13 protein-coding genes are annotated in these 16,938 nt (G+C 66.5%); 6 read left to right on the top strand and 7 right to left on the bottom strand.

Translation table 11 applies throughout. The features are described from left to right. Positions 1–45 precede the first annotated feature (45 nt). From gabD to BKX93_RS10370, 6 genes are all read right to left on the bottom strand, one after another. Positions 46–1,506, bottom strand: a complete 1,461-nt coding sequence (gabD, locus tag BKX93_RS10395) for an NADP-dependent succinate-semialdehyde dehydrogenase (RefSeq protein WP_083340496.1) — start codon at positions 1,504–1,506, stop codon at positions 46–48. A 71-nt stretch (positions 1,507–1,577) separates the two neighbouring features. Continuing rightward, on the bottom strand, positions 1,578–2,843 hold the full coding sequence (gene gabT / locus BKX93_RS10390; RefSeq protein WP_046158863.1) for a 4-aminobutyrate--2-oxoglutarate transaminase: 1,266 nt from the start codon (positions 2,841–2,843) through the stop codon (positions 1,578–1,580). Positions 2,844–3,024: 181 nt separating this feature from the next. Next, complete coding sequence (locus BKX93_RS10385; RefSeq protein WP_070979717.1) at positions 3,025–4,368, bottom strand: TolC family outer membrane protein; 1,344 nt, start codon at positions 4,366–4,368, stop codon at positions 3,025–3,027. Next, positions 4,365–7,454: an efflux RND transporter permease subunit gene (locus tag BKX93_RS10380; protein WP_070979715.1), complete on the bottom strand. Its 3,090-nt coding sequence runs from the start codon at positions 7,452–7,454 to the stop codon at positions 4,365–4,367. The genes BKX93_RS10385 and BKX93_RS10380 overlap by 4 nt, the downstream gene beginning before the upstream one ends. A gap of 10 nt (positions 7,455–7,464) precedes the next feature. Next, positions 7,465–8,532 (bottom strand): efflux RND transporter periplasmic adaptor subunit, encoded by a 1,068-nt coding sequence (locus tag BKX93_RS10375; protein WP_070979714.1) that lies wholly within the window; start codon positions 8,530–8,532, stop codon positions 7,465–7,467. Further along, a complete protein-coding gene (locus BKX93_RS10370; protein ID WP_021474921.1) occupies positions 8,529–9,194 on the bottom strand; it encodes a TetR/AcrR family transcriptional regulator in 666 nt (221 codons plus the stop codon). Before BKX93_RS10370 ends, BKX93_RS10375 begins: the two co-directional genes overlap by 4 nt. A 176-nt stretch (positions 9,195–9,370) precedes the next feature. Between BKX93_RS10370 and argB the strand changes: the two genes are divergently transcribed. Together argB and BKX93_RS10360 are read left to right on the top strand one after the other, a co-directional pair. Beyond that, positions 9,371–10,240 carry an acetylglutamate kinase gene (argB, locus tag BKX93_RS10365; RefSeq protein WP_021474920.1) on the top strand — a complete coding sequence of 290 codons (870 nt, stop codon included), beginning with the start codon at positions 9,371–9,373 and terminating at the stop codon, positions 10,238–10,240. A 97-nt stretch (positions 10,241–10,337) separates the two neighbouring features. Continuing rightward, on the top strand, positions 10,338–10,772 hold the full coding sequence (locus BKX93_RS10360; RefSeq protein ID WP_046158859.1) for a CBS domain-containing protein: 435 nt from the start codon (positions 10,338–10,340) through the stop codon (positions 10,770–10,772). A 55-nt stretch (positions 10,773–10,827) separates the two neighbouring features. On the opposite strand, the gene BKX93_RS10355 is transcribed toward BKX93_RS10360, so the two are convergent. Next, positions 10,828–11,598, bottom strand: coding sequence for an IclR family transcriptional regulator (locus BKX93_RS10355; RefSeq protein ID WP_052717555.1), 771 nt, complete (start codon positions 11,596–11,598; stop codon positions 10,828–10,830). 132 nt (positions 11,599–11,730) lie between these two features. Here BKX93_RS10355 and BKX93_RS10350 point away from each other — a divergent pair, with 132 nt between their 5' ends. The 4 genes from BKX93_RS10350 to BKX93_RS10335 all read left to right on the top strand — a co-directional run bounded on the left by BKX93_RS10350 (position 11,731) and on the right by BKX93_RS10335 (position 16,931). After that, a complete protein-coding gene (locus BKX93_RS10350) occupies positions 11,731–12,918 on the top strand; it encodes an acyl-CoA dehydrogenase (RefSeq protein ID WP_046167914.1) in 1,188 nt (395 codons plus the stop codon). 217 nt (positions 12,919–13,135) lie between these two features. Then, a complete protein-coding gene (locus BKX93_RS10345) occupies positions 13,136–14,326 on the top strand; it encodes a CaiB/BaiF CoA transferase family protein (protein WP_046158856.1) in 1,191 nt (396 codons plus the stop codon). A gap of 101 nt (positions 14,327–14,427) precedes the next feature. Further along, complete coding sequence (locus BKX93_RS10340; protein WP_070981765.1) at positions 14,428–16,047, top strand: electron transfer flavoprotein-ubiquinone oxidoreductase; 1,620 nt, start codon at positions 14,428–14,430, stop codon at positions 16,045–16,047. Between the two features lie 335 nt (positions 16,048–16,382). Further along, the gene (locus tag BKX93_RS10335; protein ID WP_070979712.1) at positions 16,383–16,931 is read left to right on the top strand and encodes a hypothetical protein; all 549 of its coding nucleotides are present in this window, start codon (positions 16,383–16,385) and stop codon (positions 16,929–16,931) included. Positions 16,932–16,938: the final 7 nt, after the last annotated feature.

Raw genomic sequence — 16,938 nt, 5'->3', positions numbered from 1 at the left:
TTGACAGCGGGGAGGGGAAAGAATTCTGTTGATCGATGCCGAGCTTCAGCGATCCAGACCGCCCAGCAGCACGTATTTGATCTCCAGATAATCTTCAATGCCGTACTTGGAGCCTTCGCGGCCCAGGCCGGATTGCTTGACGCCGCCGAAGGGGGCAGCCTCGTTGGACAACAGGCCGCTGTTGACCGCCACCATGCCGTATTCCAGGCCTTCGGCGACGCGGAAGATGCGGCCGACGTCGCGGGCATAGAAGTAGCTGGCCAGGCCGAACTCGGTGTCGTTGGCCAGGCGGATCGCTTCTTCCTCGGTCTTGAAGCGGAACAGCGGGGCCAGCGGGCCGAAGGTCTCCTCGCGGGCGACCTTCATGTCGCGGGTGACGTCGGCGATCAGCGTCGGTTCGAAGAAGCTGTGGCCTAGCGCATGACGCTTGCCGCCGGCGATCAGTCGGCCGCCCTTTGCCAGCGCGTCGGCGATGTGCTCTTCCACCTTGGCGACGGCATTCTGGTCGATCAGCGGTCCCTGGCTGACACCGGCCTCCAGGCCGTTTCCTACCTTCAGCGTGGCCACCGCGGCGGCGAACTTGTCGGCGAAGGCGTCGTAGACGCCGTCTTGCACATAGATGCGGTTGGCGCAGACGCAGGTCTGGCCGGCATTGCGGTATTTGGAGATCAGCGCGCCCTCCACCGCCGCGTCCAGGTCGGCGTCATCGAACACGATGAAGGGCGCGTTGCCGCCCAGTTCCATCGACACCTTTTTCACCGTGCCCGCGCATTGGGCGATCAGCTTGCGGCCGACTTCGGTGGAGCCGGTGAACGAGAACTTCTTCACCGCGTCGCTGCCGGTCAGCACCGCGCCGATTTCGCTGGAGCCGCCGGTAATCACCGAGAACACCCCCGGCGGAATGCCGGCGCGCTCGGCCAGTTCGGCCAGCGCCAGCGCCGACAGCGGGGTTTGGCTAGCCGGGCGGACCACCATGGTGCAGCCGGCCGCAAGCGCCGGCGCGGCCTTGCGGGTGATCATCGCGCTGGGGAAGTTCCACGGCGTGATGGCGGCGGTGACGCCGATCGGCTCCTTGGTCACCAGCACGCGGCGGTCGCCGGCCGGACCGGGCACGATGTCGCCGTAGACGCGTTTGGCTTCCTCGGCGTACCACTCGATGTAGCTGGCGCCGTAGGCGATCTCGCCCTTGGCCTCGGCCAGCGGCTTGCCTTGTTCGGAGGTGAGGATTACCGCCAGGTCCTGCTGGTGGGCGATGATCAGGTCGAACCAGCGGCGCAGGATGGCGGCGCGCTCCTTGGCGCTCTTGGCCTTCCAGGCCGGGAAGGCGCGGGCGGCTGCGGCGACCGCGCGCTCGGCTTCGGCTGCGCCCATCTTCGGCACCTGGCCAACGGTTTCGCCGGTGGCCGGGTTTTGCACGGCGATGGACTGGCCGTTGTCGGCATCCAGCCATTGGCCGTCCAGATAGCATTGCTGGCGCAGCAGCTTGGGATCTTGCAGATTCAACATATCGGGTATTCCTTGAGCAAGCGAGCGGACGCGCCGTCAGGCGGGACCGCTCGCATGGGGTAGAGGGTGGATCAGGCCTTCAGCGCCGCCTCCAGCTTGCCCAGCGCCTCGGCGAAGATGTCGTCTTCGATGGTCAGCGGGAACAGGAAGCGCACCACGTTGGCGTAGATGCCGCAGGTCAGCAGGATCAGGCCGTTGGCCAGCGCGTGCTGCTGCACTTTTTTGGCGAAATCCGGATCCGGGTTGTGGCTGCCGGGCTGGTTGAATTCGACGGCGATCATCGCGCCCAGGCCGCGTACTTCGGCGATCTGCGGCACCGCGGACTTGAGGCCGTTCAGTTTTTCCTTCAGCGCGTCGCCCAGGCGCTGGGCGCGCTCGTTCAGCTTTTCGCTGTCGATCACGTCCAGCACCGCATGGGCGGCGGCCAGCGCCAGCGGGTTGCCGGCATAGGTGCCGCCCAGGCCGCCCGGGGCCGGCGCGTCCATCACTTCGGCGCGGCCGGTGACGGCGGACAGCGGGAAGCCTCCGGCCAGCGACTTGGCCATGGTGATCAGGTCCGGCACAGCGTCGAAATGCTCGCTGGCCAGCAGCTTGCCGGTGCGGGCGAAGCCGGACTGCACCTCGTCGGCGATCAGCAGGATGCCGTGGCGATCGCACAACTCGCGCAGCGCCTTCACCCATTCGGCCGGCGCGGCGTAGAAGCCGCCTTCGCCTTGTACTGGCTCATAGATGATGGCGGCGACGCGCGCCGGGTCGATGTCGAACTTGAACAGTTTTTCCAGGCCGGCCAGCGAATCCTGCACCGATACGCCGTGCAGCGCGTTCGGGTACGGCGCGTGGTAGACGTCGGAGGGGAAGGGGCCGAAGCCCAGCTTGTACGGCGCCACTTTGCCGGTCAGCGCCATGCCCATCAGCGTGCGGCCGTGGAAGGCGCCGCCGAAGGCGATCACGCCGGGGCGGCCGGTGGCGGCGCGGGCGATCTTCACCGCGTTTTCCACCGCTTCGGCGCCGGTGGTGAACAGGGCGGTTTTCTTGGCGTGGCTGCCCGGGGTCAGCTTATTGAGCTTTTCCGCCAGGCTGATGTAGGACTCATAGGGCACCACCTGGTAGCAGGTGTGGCTGAAGCGGGACAGTTGCTCCGCCACCGCGGCTTCCACTTTCGGGTGCAGGTGGCCGGTGTTGAGCACGCCGATGCCGCCGGCGAAGTCGATGTAGCGCCGGCCCTCGGTATCCCACACTTCCGCGTTTTTGGCGCGTTCGGCGAAGAAACTGCACATCACGCCGACGCCGCGCGGGGTGGCGTCGGATTTGCGTTGCATCAGTTGCTGCTGGCTCATGGAAATCTCCTCGGGGCCGGGCGATCGTGGCGCCGCCGCGGCGGGTCGATATGGCGCCGGGATAGACGGCGCGTCAGCGGATCATTCTATGAGGGTGTTTAGCAAAAAGCTACAGATGCATTAAAAAATTAAACGCCTGTGGCGGAAGCGGCACAGGCGTTTCGGCGAGATGGCTTTGGGCTCAGCGCACGATCAACTGGTTGACCTCGCCCAGCGTGTCCGGCTGCAGCTGGCCGGCGGATTGGGCCAGCGCCAGGCGCGCGGTCAGATAGCTGTATTTGGCGTTGGCCAGCGTGGTCAGCGCGGTGTAGTAGGCCTGCTCGGCCTGCAGCAGGTCGATGCTGGTGCGGATGCCCACTTCCTTGCCCAGGCGGGTGGATTCCACCTTGCTCTTGGCCGAGACCAGCAACTGTTGCTGCGCGCGCACCAGGGCTGCGCCGTTGGTCACGCCGAGGAAGGCCTTGCGCACATCTTCTTTCACCTGGCGGCGGGTGGACTCCAGCTGGTCGCGGGCGGCGTCGCGCAGGGCCACGGCCTCCCGCACCTGGGAGTTGATGCCGCCGCCGGCGAACAAGGGCAGGGTGACGGTGACGCCGACCTGGCTGCCGCGGGTATGCTGCGCGCTGGGCAGGGTGCCGGGCTGGTTGCTGATGTTGTCGCTGTAGCCGGCGGTGAGGTTGACCGTGGGCAGGTGGTTGCCGCGCTTCTCGGTGATGGTTTGTTCGGCCAGCTGCAGGTTCTGCTCGGCGCCCTTGATCTTCAGGCTGTTGCGCTGCGCCATGTCCACCCAGGCGTCCAGGCCGGCGGGTTTGGGCGGCACCAGCGGCAGTTGGTCGCGCACTGTCTGGATGCCGGCCGGCTCCAGGCCGGTCAGGCGTTTCAGATTGTTCTGCGCCAGCTCCAGATTGTTGGCGTCGCTGATCTCCTGCGCCACCGCGCCGTCGTAGCCGGCTTGCGCCTCGTGGGTGTCGGTGATGGTGGCGGTGCCGACCTCGAACGCGGTCTTGGCCTGCTCCAGCAGGTTCTGGTAGGTCTTCTTGCTGGCGCGGGTGGCGGCCAGGGTGTCCTGGGCGCGCAGCACGTCGAAATAGGCCTGGGCGATATCCAGGATCAGCTGCTGCTCGGCGGCGTCGAAGGTGGTGTCGGCCAGTTCGGTGCCGATCTTGCCCTTCTGGTAGCCGGTGTACTTGCCTACATCGAACAGCGGCTGCTGCATATTGACGCTATAGCCGTGGTTTTCGTAATGCATGTCGGAAATCGGCCGGCCATTGGCGTCTTGCGTCGTCTTGGGCTGCAGCGGATTGTTGTAGTTGTAGTTGCCGCTGAGGCTGGCCTGCGGCAGCAATTGGCTGCGGCCCTGCACCGCCTTTTCCTGGCCGGCGTCGCGCTGGGCGCGGGCGGCGGCGAAGTCGGCGTTGTAGTCGCGGGCCGCTTGCCAAGCGCCGACCAGGTCGAAGGCCTGGGCGGGCAGCGCGGCGCCTAACATCAGCAGGGCGGCGATGAGGGGGAGGCGGTGATTCTTCATTTGTGCTCTTGTTCTTGCGGTTGGGCGGAGAGCCGCTGTTCATTTCGTCCGACGCGGAACCATTGGGCGTACAGCGCCGGCAGGAACAGCAGGGTCAGCACGGTGGCGACCAGCAGCCCTCCCATGATGGCGACCGCCATCGGACCCCAGAACGTGCTGCGGGTCAATGGAATCATTGCCAGAATGGCGGCCAATGCCGTCAGCATTATGGGCCTAAAGCGGCGCACGGTGGAACCGACGATGGCCTCGAAGCGGTCTATGCCCTCGCGGATGTCGTGTTCGATCTGGTCCACCAGAATCACCGAGTTGCGCATGATCATGCCCGACAGCGCGATCACGCCCAGCATCGCGACGAAGCCGAAAGGCGCGCGGAACAAGATCAGCGTCAGGGTGACGCCTATCATGCCGAGCGGCGCGGTGAGCACCACCATCAGCGTGCGCTGGAAGCTCTGCAACTGCAGCATCAGGAGTGTCAGAACTACAACAATCATCAAGGGCGCGACCGCGGCGATCGCCTTTTGCGACTTGCCGCTGGACTCCAGCGTGCCGCCTACCTCGATGTGGTATCCCAGAGGCAGCGTGCGCTCCAGCGCCTGCATCTGCGGCCAGAGCTGGCCGGACACGTCCGCGCCCTGCACGCCGTCCATCACGTCGGCGCTGACGGTGATCGCCGGCAGGCGGTTGCGGCGCCAGATGATGCCTTCCTCCGGCTCGTAGCGGACGTGGCCGATCTGCGACACCGGCACGAAGCGGCCGCTGCCGGTCTGCACCATCAGATTGCCCAGGCCGGCGACGTTCTTCTGCTCGCCCGGATTGAGGCGGGCGACGATGGCGATGCTCTGGTCGCCCTCGCGGAAGGCGCTGACGCTTGAGCCGGAGATCAGCATCTGCAGCTGCTGCGACAGCTGTTGCGAGCTCAAGCCCAGCGCGCTGGCCTTGTCCTGGTCGATGTCTATCCGCAGCGCCTTGACCTGCTCGCCCCAGTTCTGGTTGACATGCAGCGTCGACGGCTGCTTGCGCACCAGCGCCTCCACCTGGTCGGCGATCTTGCGCACCTGGCCGTGCTCCGGGCCCATCACGCGGAACTGCACTGGGTAGCCGACCGGCGGGCCGTTCTCCAGCCGGGTGACGCGGCCGCGCACCAGCGGGAAGTCGTTGTCGAAGATCTTTTCCAGCCGCTTCTTCACCTCCTCGCGCACGTGCTCGTCGCGGGTCATCACCATCAGCTGCGCGTAGTTGACGTGCTGCTGCTGCTGGTCCAGCGGCAGGTAGAAGCGCGGGCTGCCGCTGCCGACATAGCTGGTGACGCTGACCACGTTGGCGTCGGCGCGGGCCAGCTTCTCCATCTTTTCCACCTGTTCCAGCGTGGCGTGGTAGCTGGCGCCGCGCGGCAGCCACATGTCCACCATCAGCTCCGGCCGGTTGGACGAGGGGAAGAACTGCTGGGCGACGAACAGCTTGAACGCCAGCAGCGACAGAATGAAGGCGCCCAGGGTGAAGGCGATCACGGTCTTGCGGTAGTCCAGGCACCAGGCCACCAGCGCGCGGAAGCGGCGGTAGAACGGCTTCTGGTAGACGTCGCGCTGCTCGCCGTGATGCGCGTGGGAGGGCAGCAGCTTGTAGCCCAGATAGGGCGTGAACACCACGGCGACGATCCACGACAGCACCAGCGCGATGCCCACCACGGCGAACAGGCTGAACACGTACTCGCCGGCCATCGACTTGGCCAGGCCCACCGGCAGGAAGGTGGCGGCGGTGATCAGCGTGCCGGTCAGCATCGGGAAGGCGGTGCTGGTATAGGCGTAGGTGGCGGCCTGGAACTTGTTCCAGCCCTGTTCCAGCTTCAGCGCCATCATCTCTACCGCGATGATGGCGTCGTCCACCAGCAAGCCCAGCGCGATGATCAGCGAGCCCAGCGAGATGCGCTGCAGGTCGATGTTGAAGAAGTACATGGCGAGGAAGGTCATCGCCAGCACCAGCGGGATGGACAGCGCCACCACCACGCCGGTGCGCAGGCCCAGGCTGAAGAAGCTGACGGCGAGCACGATCACCACCGCTTCCACCAGCGAGCGCATGAACTCGCCCACCGCGTCGTGCACCACCTTGGGCTGGTCGGACACCGCGTGGATCTCCACCCCCAGCGGCAGCTTGCCCTTGATGCGGGCGATGGCCTGGTCCAGGTTGGCGCCCAGCTTCAGCACGTCGCCGCCGCTCTTCATGCTGATGGCCAGCGCCAGCACCGGCTTGCCGTTGAAGCGCACGCTGGTGGCCGGCGGGTCGATGTAGCCGCGCGAGACCGCGGCGATGTCGCCCAGCTTGAAGGTGCGGCCGCCGACGCTGACCGGCGTCGCGGCCACGGCCGCCACCGAATCGTACTTGCCGGTGGGGCGCACCCAGATGCGGTCGCTGGCGGTTTCGAAGGTGCCGGCCGGCGTCATCGCGTTCTGCTGCTGCAGCGCCTGCCAGATGGCGCGGCTGTCGAGTCCCAGGCTGGCCAGCTTGGCGCTGGACAGGTCGACGTAGATGCGCTGCTCCTGCTTGCCCAGCATCTGCACCTTGGCCACGTCCGGCGCGCGCAGCAGTTCTTTCTTGGCCGCTTCCGCGTACTGGCGCAGCTCCTCGTAGCTGAAGCCGTCGCCGCTGAAGGCGTAGATGTTGCCGAAGGTGTCGCCGAACTCGTCGTTGAAGAACGGGCCCTGCGCGCCGGATGGCAGCGTGTAGGCGATGTCGCCCAGCTTCTTGCGCACCTGGTACCACAGCTGCGGCACGTTCTTGGGCGGCACGTCCTCGCGCAGCGACACCACCATCAGGCTTTCGCCCGGCTTGGTGTAGCTCTGCACGTAGTCGATCTCGCCCATCTCCTGCAGTTTTTCCTCCAGCTTGTCTGTGACCTGCTGTTCCATTTCCAGCGTGCTGGCGCCGGGCCAGTTGGCCTGCACCAGCATCGCCTTGAAGGTGAATTCCGGATCCTCCTTCTGGCCCAGCTGGGTATAGGCCCAGCCGCCGGCCAGCATCAGCATGATCATCAGGTAGCGCACCAGCGCCTGATGGCCCAGCGCCCATTCGGACAGATTGAGTTTCTTCATCGGCGCGCCCTCATTGTTCCAGCAGCTTGACGCGCTGGCCTTCGCGCAGCAGGTGCACGCCGGCGGTAGCCACCTTGTCGCCCGGACGGACGCCGGAGGCGATGACGGCGCCGCTATCGTCTATCGACGCCACCGTCACCGGCTTGCGGCTGACGCGCAGGCTCTGGCCGTCTATCGTCCACACGTATTGCTTGCCCTGCAGGTCCAGCAGCGCGGTCAACGGCAGCTTGAGCTCGCCGCTGGCGCGGGTGGGCAGGGTCGCGGTGGCGGTCATGCCCAGTTGCAGCGCGCGGCTGTCGCCGGCCAGAGCGATCCGCGCCGGATAGGTGCGGGTGGCCGGATCGGCGTCGGCGGCCAGCTCGCGCAGCTTGCCCTCCAGCGGCGCGCCGCCCTTCCACAGCGTCACGCGGAATGCGCCGGCCCGGCGCACCGCCTCCAGCGCGTTTTCCGGCACCTGGATGGCGATTTCGCGCGAGCCGTCCTGCGACAGCCGGGCCACCGGCTGGCCGGCGGCCACCACCAGGCCGGGCTCGGCCTGCATCTGGCTGACCACGCCGTCGGCGTCGGCCGTCAGCGTCGCGTAGCCGGTCTGGTTGCGGCTGGCGGACAGCGCGGCGCGCGCCTGGCTGACCTTGGCCTGGGCGGCGTTGACGCCGTTTTGCTGCGAGTCGACTTGAGCTTGGCTGATGAACTGCTTGGCCAGCAGCTCGCGGTAGCGCTTCAGGTTCAGCTGCTGCTGGGCGAGATCGGATTCGGCAGCCGCCAGCTGCGCCTGCTTGGCCGCCAGGTCCAGCTGGTAGTCGCTGGGGTCCAGCCGCGCCAGCGGCTGGCCCTTCTTCACGCGTTCGCCGCTGTTGACCAGCTTGGCGACCACCTTTCCGGCCACGCGGAAGGCGAGCTGGGTCTCGTGGCGGGCGCGGATTTCGCCGGCGTAGCTGTCGCCGCCGATTTCAGCGTTGCCTCCGGCTGTCATGTAGCGCACCGGACGGATGTCTTCCGGCGCGGCGGCCTGGTCCTTGCAGGCGGACAGGCCCAGCGCGGCGATGAGCGGCAGGGCGAGGGAGAGGATGGATTTCATGTGCGGGCGTCCTGGGGCGCGGGCTGGTGCATGCCTTGCAGCGTCAGCCGCAGCGAGGTCTTGAGGAATTCGAGCGGATTGTCCTTGAGGGTGTCGCAACAGCCGGGCACCAGGGCGAAGGAGTGGCTGAGGATCATGGTCATCATCATCGGCGCGGTCAGCGCGTCGATCGCGTAGTCGAGGTGGACGGGGCGGAACTCGCCGCTGTCCATGCCGCGCTGGATGATGTGGCCCAGCAGCTGGCGCGCCGGCAGGATGGCTTCGTCGTAATAGAAGCGGGTCAGATCCGGGAAATTGGTGGCTTCGGCCGCCATCAGCTTGCACAGGCCGGCGGCGCGGGTAGAGCCGATGTGGGTCCACCAGTCCTCCAGCGCCAGGAACAGCAGCTCGCTGCTGCCGATGCCGTGCAGCTGGGCCAGCTGCGCGCTCATCGCGTGGACGCGGGCGACGATGGTTTCGCGCACCACCGCCTTGAAGATCTCTTCCTTGTTCTGGAAGTACAGATACGGCGTGCCCTTGGTGACGCCGGCGGCGCGGGCGATGTCTTCCATCTTGGTGGCGAGATAGCCTTTTTCGACGAACAGCGTCAGCGCTGCGTCCAGGATCTCGCTGGGCCTGGCGTCCTTCTTGCGCTGCCAGCGGCTGGAGCCGGTTTCTCCCATCGCGGTCTTTCTGAATGCTTGTTCAGTAATGCCGGCACTGTAGGCCTTTTGGTCAGGGACGGGCAATTAATAAATCACAGTTCAGCAATTGGCGTGATTAAAATGCAACACCGTAATCCGAATTCGCCGGCCAGCCGTTAAGGGGCGAAAGCGATCCGCTAGCAAGGAGAAATGAAGTGGCAACAGACGCAGCCGAAAAGGCGAACATCCTGGCCGAGGCCCTGCCTTACATCCGCCAGTTCGCCGGCAAGACCATCGTGATCAAGTACGGCGGCAACGCGATGACCGACGAAGCGCTGAAGGAAGGCTTCGCCAAGGACGTGGTGCTGCTGAAGCTGGTGGGGATGAATCCGGTGGTGGTGCACGGCGGCGGCCCGCAGATCAACGACTTGCTGGCGCGGGTCGGCAAGCAGGGCGAGTTCGTCCAGGGCATGCGCGTCACCGACGCCGAGACCATGGAAGTGGTGGAAATGGTGTTGGGCGGCCTGGTGAACAAGGAGATCGTGTCGCTGATCAACAAGCACGGCGGCAAGGCGGTGGGCCTGACCGGCAAGGACGGCCACTTCATCCGCGCCCGCAAGCTGTTCCTGAAGACCGACGGCGACGAGGCGGTGGACATCGGCCAGGTCGGCGAGATCGAGTCCATCGATCCGTCGCTGGTGTCGCTGCTGGATAGCCAGGATTTCATCCCGGTGGTGGCGCCCATCGGCGTCGGCGTCGACGGCGAAGCCTACAACATCAACGCCGACCTGGTGGCCGGCAAGCTGGCCGAGACGCTGAAGGCGGAAAAGCTGGTGCTGATGACCAATACCCCGGGCGTGCTGGACAAGCAGGGCCAGTTGCTGACCGGCCTGACCGCGCAGCGCATCGACGAACTGTTCGCCGACGGCACCATCTCCGGCGGCATGCTGCCCAAGATCAGCTCGGCGCTGGACGCCGCCAAGAACGGCGTGCAGGCGGTCCATATCATCGACGGCCGCGTCAAGCACGCGCTGCTGCTGGAAATCCTGACCGCGGCCGGCGTCGGCACCATGATCCGCGCCTGAGGCCGGCTGTCCGGGAGACGTGGAGCCGGCGGCGGCGGTGGGCTATAGTAACGGCATGCCGCGAGCGTAGCCGCGGCGGCTCACAAGGGGAGGCAGCATGCAGACCGTGAAGCAATTTCTGGACAGCAAGCCCAACCGGGCCTTGGTATACGTGACGCCGGACAGCACCGTGTTCCAGGCGCTACAGGTGATGGCGGAAAACGACATCGGCGCGGTGCTGGTGATGGAGTCCGGCGATATCGTCGGCATCTTTTCCGAGCGCGACTATGCCCGCCGCATCGTGCTGCAGGGGCGGACCTCGGCCGGGACCAAGGTTCGCGACATCATGACCAGCCGCGTGGTGTACGTGACGCCGCAGCAGACGCTGGACGAGTGCCGGGGGCTGATGACGGAGAAGCGCATCCGCCATCTGCCGGTGATGGAGGATCAGACCGTGCTCGGCATCCTGTCCATCGGCGATCTGGTGCGGGCGACGATAGAAGAGCAGGAGCAGGTGATCAACCACCTGGTCCATTACATCCAGTCCGCCTGATTCCACCGAGTAATCCTGTAGACGGCCCGCCAAGACGTGGGCCATTGTCGTTGGCTCAGCCGGGCATCGGCGCGATGCGCTGGCGCAGCGCGCGCAAGGCCGGCGCCACGCGCTCGCGCATGGCTGGCTCGTCGAAGGCGAAGGCCGGGCCGCTGGCGTTGAGCGCCATCGCCGGCTGGCCGGGCAGCAGCGCCGGCAGATGGATGCCCACCGCCATCACGTCGGGCTCGTACTCGCCGAAGGACGCGGTGTAGCCGTGGACGCCGTAGTCGGCGCAGGCCTGCAGCAGCCGCGAGCGCAGCGCCGGCCAGTCGCCGCGGTAGCGCTCGGCCAGGAGCGGCAGCAGCGCCTCGCGCTCCTGCGGCGGCAAGCCGGCGAAGTAGGCGCGGCCGATCGCGGTGGTGGCCAGCGGCACCCGCGAGCCGGTGGACAGCTGCACCGACACCCGGGCCTGGCTGCGGCAGGTTTCCAGGTACACCATGTCGCTGCCGTCGCGCAGCGCCAGACTGACCGACACATTGTTGGCGAGCGCGAACTCGCGCATCAGCGGCGCGGCCGCCGCGCGCGCGTCGTAGCCGGCCAGCGCCGCCGATCCCAGCGCCAGCAGCGCCAGTCCCAGCTTGTATTGGCCGCTTTCCCCTTCCTGTTGCAGATAGCCCAGCCGGGTCAGGGTGTAGCTCAGCCTCGACACGGTGGACTTGGGCAGTCCGGTGCGGCGCGCCAGTTCCTGGTTGGACAGCGCGCCCTCGCCGGGGCGGAACGCCGCCAGCACCTCCAGGCCGCGCGCCAGCGCGGTGACGAATTGGCGGTCTTCTTCTTGTTGCATCCTGTTCCCCATTGCGGCAAAGAATTTGCCGCATGACAGGTAAATCGCTTTACAAGCGCGCGGCAGAGTGTTTAGTCTATTCTGCATGGTGAAATCTAATTCCGCAATGCGGAACTAAGTGGGAGAAAGCAGATGGCAGCATCCACGCAGCGCGCCTCGTTCGCTTGGGAAGATCCCTTGCTGTTGCAGGACCAGTTGACCGACGAGGAGCGGCTGGTGCGGCAGAGCGCGCACGAGTATTGCCAGCAGCGGCTGCTGCCGCGGGTGCTGACCGCCAACCGCGAAGAGCGCTTCGACCGCGAAATCATCAACGAGATGGGCGAGCTGGGCTTCCTCGGCTGCACGATAGAAGGCTACGGCTGCGCCGGCCTGTCGCATGTCGCTTACGGCCTGGTGGCGCGCGAGGTGGAGCGGGTGGATTCCGGCTACCGCTCGGCGATGAGCGTGCAGTCGTCCTTGGTGATGCACCCGATCTGGGCCTACGGCTCCGACGCGCAGAAGGACAAGTATCTGCCCAAGCTCGCCAGCGGCGAATGGCTGGGCTGTTTCGGCCTGACCGAGCCGGACTCCGGCTCCGACCCCGCCAGCATGAAGGCCCGCGCCCGCAAGGTGGACGGCGGCTATCTGCTGTCCGGCAGCAAGATGTGGATCACCAACAGCCCGGCCGCCGACGTGTTCGTGGTCTGGGCCAAGGATGACGACGACGAGATCCGCGGCTTCATCCTGGAGAAGGGCATGAAGGGCCTGTCCGCTCCGGCCATCCATGGCAAGTTTTCCCTGCGCGCGTCGATCACCGGCGAAATCGTGATGGACGACGTGCTGGTGGCGGACGAGCAGCTGCTGCCGGGCGTCAAAGGGCTGAAGGGACCGTTCGGCTGCCTGAACAAGGCGCGCTACGGCATCGCCTGGGGCGCGATGGGCGCAGCGGAGTTCTGCTGGCACGCCGCCCGCCAGTACACGCTGGACCGCCGGCAGTTCGGCCGGCCGCTGGCCGCCAACCAGCTGATCCAGCTGAAATTGGCGAATATGCAGACCGAGATCGCGCTGGGCCTGCAGGCGGCGCTGCAGGTGGGCAGGCTGATGGACGAAGGCCGCGCCGCGCCGGAAATGATCTCGCTGATCAAGCGCAACAACTGCGGCAAGGCGCTGGACATCGCCCGTGTCGCCCGCGACATGCACGGCGGCAACGGCATCAGCGACGAATTCCACGTGATCCGCCATGTGATGAATCTGGAGGCGGTCAACACTTACGAGGGCACGCATGACGTGCATGCCCTGATTCTGGGCCGAGCCCAGACCGGTATTCAGGCATTTGCCTGATAAGCCGGCGCGGCCGGAGGGCCGGCCGCGCCGTTGATTCCTGTCTGTCCTTTGTTGGCCCGGCTTCGCCGGGCCACTTTTTTTGCCGGAACGCATTGCGCGCCGGATAAGGGACGGTGTCTGGAATATCAGCGATTGCTACACTAAAAGCGCCGTGCGGCGGCGAGCGCCGCGAGCGGGCGGCATCATCGACATCCGAGCGGGGGAGGGAAGCGCGATGGCAGGAGCGTTGTCGGGTATCAAGGTGGTGGATCTGAGCCGGGTGCTGGCGGGGCCGTGGGCGAGCCAGCTGCTGGCCGATCTGGGCGCGGAAGTGATCAAGATAGAGAAGCCGGGCTGCGGCGACGACACCCGGCAATGGGCGCCGCCCAGCCTGCCGGACGGCAAGGCGGCCTATTTCCTGTGCACCAACCGCGGCAAGCGCTCGCTGACGGTGGACATCTCCCAGCCCGCCGGCCAGGACATCGTGCGCAAGTTGGTGGCCGACGCCGACGTGGTGCTGGAGAACTACAAGGTGGGCGGGCTGAAGAAGTACCGGCTGGATTACGACAGCCTGAAGGCCGTCAATCCCAAGCTGGTGTACTGCTCGATCACCGGTTTCGGCCAGACCGGCCCCTACGCCAGCCTGGCCGGCTACGACTACATCGTGCAGGGCATGTCCGGCCTGATGAGCATCACCGGCCCGGCCGACGGCGAGCCGCACAAGGTGGGCGTGGCGGTGTCGGACCTGTTCACCGGCCTGTACGCCGCCAACGCGGTGCAGGCGGCGCTGATCGCCCGCGAGCGCAGCGGCGCCGGCCAGCATATCGACATGGCCTTGTTCGATTGCTCGCTGGCGATGCTGGCCAATGTCGCCTCCAACTGGCTGGTCGGGCATAATGTGCCGCCTCGGCTGGGCAACGCCCACGCCAATATCGTGCCCTACCAGGTGTTCGCCGCCTCCGACGGCCATTTCATCCTGGCTTGCGGCAACGACAAGCAGTTCGCCGAAGTGTGCCGGCTGGTCGGCCAGGCGCAATGGGCGCGCGATCCGCGCTACGCTACCAATCCGCAGCGGGTCGCCCACCGAGTGCAGCTGGTGCCGCTGCTGGCCCAGGCTTTCCGCCACCATGGCCGCGACTACTGGCTGTCGGCGCTGGACAAGGCCGGCGTGCCCTGCGGCCCGATCAACAATGTGGCCGAGGCATTCGCCGACCCGCAGGCGCAGGCGCGGGAGATGCAGCTGGAAATGCGCGACGCCGCCGGACAGCAAGTGCCGCTGGTAGGGTGTCCGATCAAACTTTCCGGCACGCCGGTCGAGTACAATCTAGCCCCTCCCGCTCTGGGAGAACATACTGAGCAGATCTTGCGCGCGCTGGGTTATGTGGATTCGGACATTGTCGCATTGCGCAACAATGGCACCGTTTAAACGCTTGTTTGATTTTGACGAGGTGACATCTTCATAGCATGATGTCCGGAAAATCAAACCCGTCCAGCGGGCGCAAAGGAGAAACGGTGCAACGCGAATACATGGAATACGACGTGGTGATCGTCGGCGGCGGCCCTTCCGGCCTGTCCGCGGCGATCCGTCTGAAACAACTGGCGGCCGAGCAGGGCCGCGACATCAGCGTCTGTCTGCTGGAGAAGGGTTCCGAGATCGGCGCCCACATCCTGTCCGGCGCGGTGATCGAAACCGGCGCGCTGGCCGAACTGCTGCCCAACTGGAAGGAGCTGGACGCGCCGCTGAACACGCCGGCGCTGTCGGACCGCTTCCTCTACCTGACCGAGACCGAGTCCATCCAGCTGCCCACCCCGCCGCAGATGCACAACAAGGGCAACTACATCGTCAGCCTGGGCAACTTCTGCCGCTGGCTGGGCCAGCAGGCCGAGAACCTGGGCGTGGAGATCTACCCGGGCTTCGCCGCCGCCGAGGTGCTGTACCATGCGGACGGCTCGGTCAAGGGCGTGGCCACCGGCAATGTCGGCACCGGCAAGAACGGCGACCAGGAGGGCGAGCCGGGCATGGAGCTGTGGGCGAAGCAGACCATCTTCGCCGAAGGCTGTAGGGGCTCGCTGACCAAGGGGCTGCTGTCGCGCTTCCGCCTGACCGACGGCGCCGACCCGCAGACTTTCGGCATCGGCATCAAGGAATTGTGGGAAGTGAAGCCGGAAAACCACCAGCCCGGCCACATCACCCACACCGTCGGCTGGCCGATGGACACCGCCACCTACGGCGGCTCCTTCCTCTACCACCTGGAAGACAATCTGGTGGCGGTCGGCTTCGTGGTCGGCCTGGATTACCAGAATCCCTATCTGTCCCCGTTCGAGGAATTCCAGCGCTTCAAGACCCATCCGGCGATCAAGAGCACGTTCGAGGGCGGCCGCCGCGTATCCTACGGCGCGCGCGCTTTGACCGAGGGCGGCCTGCAGAGCCTGCCCAAGCTGACCTTCCCCGGCGGCGTGCTGGTCGGCGACACCGCAGGCTTCCTCAACGTGCCCAAGATCAAGGGCACCCACACCGCGATGAAGTCGGCGATGCTGGCGGCGGAGGCGGTGTTCGAGCTGCTGGGCGACGACGCGCAGGCGCAGGGCGGCGAGGCCAAGGCCTATTCGGCCAAGTTCCAGCAGAGCTGGGTCCGCGACGAGCTGCACAAGGTGCGCAATATCCGCCCGTCGTTCCGCTGGGGCCTGTGGCCGGCGATGATCTACTCGGCCATCGACACCTTTCTGTTCCGCGGTCGCGCGCCGTGGACGCTGCATCACAAGCACGCCGACAACGAGGCGCTGCGCCCGGCCTACGAATTCAGCCCGATCGCCTATCCCAAGCCGGACGGCGTGCTGACCTTCGACCGGCTGTCGTCGGTGTTCATTTCCAACGTCAATCACAGCGAGGACCAGCCGGCGCACCTGACGCTGAAGGACGCGGCGGTGCCGATCGCGGTCAACCTGGCCAAGTACGACGCCCCCGAGCAACGCTACTGCCCGGCCGGCGTGTACGAGATCGTCGGCCAGGACGAAGGCGCGCCGCGGCTGCAGATCAACGCGCAAAACTGCGTGCACTGCAAGACCTGCGACATCAAGGACCCGACCCAGAACATCAACTGGGTGACGCCGGAGGGCGGCGGCGGGCCGAATTACCCGAATATGTGATCGGGCGTTTCATGCCGCCAGGGGCCGGGTTTTCCGTCGGGAAATCCGGCTTTTTGTTTTGATCGCCGCCAAGTCTTGCGAAACAACGGCTTGACGGCGGCGGCCATCGTTGGCAGCATGGACGGCATGCTAGAAAAAACCGTGTTTTTCGCCCACGCCTATTATTGGTACCGCCCCTCCCGGCGGCGCCAGGGATAGGCTCGGCAGCGAGATACGCGAAGCCGTCGAGCAGATTACCGACCATGCCGCCGAATACCGGCGGCATTTGTCATTTCAGTCTCAAACAGCAAATGGTCTCCGGAGCGGCGGCAAGCTTTTATCCAGGAGACAGTGCCATGAACGAAGTCAGCGACGCCCTTTCACTCGCCACCAGCCGCAGCCTGCCCCAGGCAGACCTGCCGCTGTATCCGGTCGCCCTGGCGACCGACGGCGAGGCGCTGGCTTATCGTCCCGGACCGCCGCCGCGGCTGCCGGCCGGCGGCTGCCTGTCCGAAGCGCTGCTGCCGGAAATCCGCGAGCTGGCGTTGCGCCTGGCGCTGGCGCGAGGCTGGCCGCAAGGGCGGACGCCGGACCGCGTCGCCGAGCCCGCCGACTGGCTGGCGGCGCGCATTCTGCTGCTGGAGTGGCAGCAGGTGGAGCTGGCGCTGGACGAGCTGGCGCTGCTGGACGAGGCCAACCGCCGCGCGAGCGGGTTGGCCAAGGCGCGGGGCGTGGCGTTTTCGCCGGCGCTGCCGGTGCTGCCGGTGCTGTTGCCGGCGGGCCGCGAGCCTGGCGCGCTGCGCGGCTGGCGCGCGCATCCGTTGCCGCGGGGCGGGGTGGCCGAGGCCAGCCGGCGCTGCCGCGAACGATTGGCGGCGCGTTTTGCCGAACTGTCTGGACAATGAACAGGAG

The organism is Chromobacterium vaccinii (genome assembly GCF_001855275.1).
GTDB classification, from domain to species: Bacteria; Pseudomonadota; Gammaproteobacteria; order Burkholderiales; family Chromobacteriaceae; genus Chromobacterium; species Chromobacterium vaccinii.
This window is presented reverse-complemented; position numbering and strand designations above follow the sequence as displayed.